Source organism: Pseudoalteromonas sp. 0303, from assembly GCF_013349995.1.
Classification (GTDB): domain Bacteria; phylum Pseudomonadota; class Gammaproteobacteria; order Enterobacterales; family Alteromonadaceae; genus Pseudoalteromonas.
The window spans coordinates 1-1104 of record NZ_JABVXF010000105.1; the positions used below are offsets into that span (position 1 = coordinate 1).

The following is a 1104-nucleotide window of genomic DNA, read 5'->3' on the forward strand; positions in this document are numbered from 1 at the left end:
TCTAGAATAGTCCAAGCAGCATAAACTCTATGTGCCATATTCAGATCACAATCGTGAAGAGCCTGTTTAGCTAAATCGGTGCAATCAACTAATGGTGTAAAATAGATCAATTCAATCAGAAGCTCGCGGGTTTCATAGCCTTGATATGCTTCATCCCAACATTCTCTGATTACGCCAGACAACTCTGGAGATGCAATTTTTTGAAGCTCTCGTTGCCCAATACCAACACCTGACCAGCCACAGTTTTGAGAATACTTATTAACAAAGCAACGGATTAGCTCTGCACGTTGTTCAATATCTAATAAGGCAGGCATGCCCTGTCTGAACATTAACGCTGGGGAGCGCGTCTTTACTTCATTAAAAATGTCTCTATTCCATAAGGCCATCCAAGCAGTAATAGGCTCCATACTAGGTATTAAAACTTTTTCACCACCAATTTCAGCAAACAGAAAGTTAAACAAATCATTCGTTTTTAAACCGTTTTCTTTAAGCTTTTTGAGCTGCTTCGCTGCTAGATACTCCTGCGAAGCGCGATGATGAAACCTATATTGCTTAACTCCCGTAATAGTGAATATTGGTTTTCTAATTAGCTCATCTAATTCAGTAGGGCTAAAATCAGTTAGGATCTCACTGATACTCACTAAGTGAGGTTTACCTGGCGTAGCTTCTAAGCTTATAGATCGCCTTTGCATCATAAACAGCGCAAAGGCTATACGCTCTAAGGCTTCCAACGCCCTTGTTTCACTAAGCAATCCCCCACGGAGTAATGAACGCTCTTTCAGCTTTTGCGAAATACCATAATCAAGTTGTTCCTGTAAGTCACCTAACTTCCCATCAGTTAATAACTGGTCCAAAGCTGACAAAATGTCATAAGGCAAGCGATATAAGTGCCACAACTCTTTTGCATTTAAATAATTTATAAACTCTTCGGAGTGTTCGGGGGCATAACTATTGGCAAATCGCTCTATGTCGCCGTTGTTGAAGGACAACAATGAGTAGATTTTAATCGTATCTTCACTACTAACAGCTTCACTACTAGCTTCTTCACTGTATTCTTGCGTGCTGGTGGGTTTTTCATTTGAAATTAATTTTATTAGTTCTTCT

Annotated in this window: 1 protein-coding gene; it reads right to left on the reverse strand. The window is 39.8% G+C overall.

Features of this window, described 5'->3' with window-relative positions; all coding sequences use genetic code 11:
• Positions 1-1104: hypothetical protein (locus HUS62_RS22320; protein WP_220095105.1), on the reverse strand; the 1104-nt coding region annotated here is incomplete at both ends.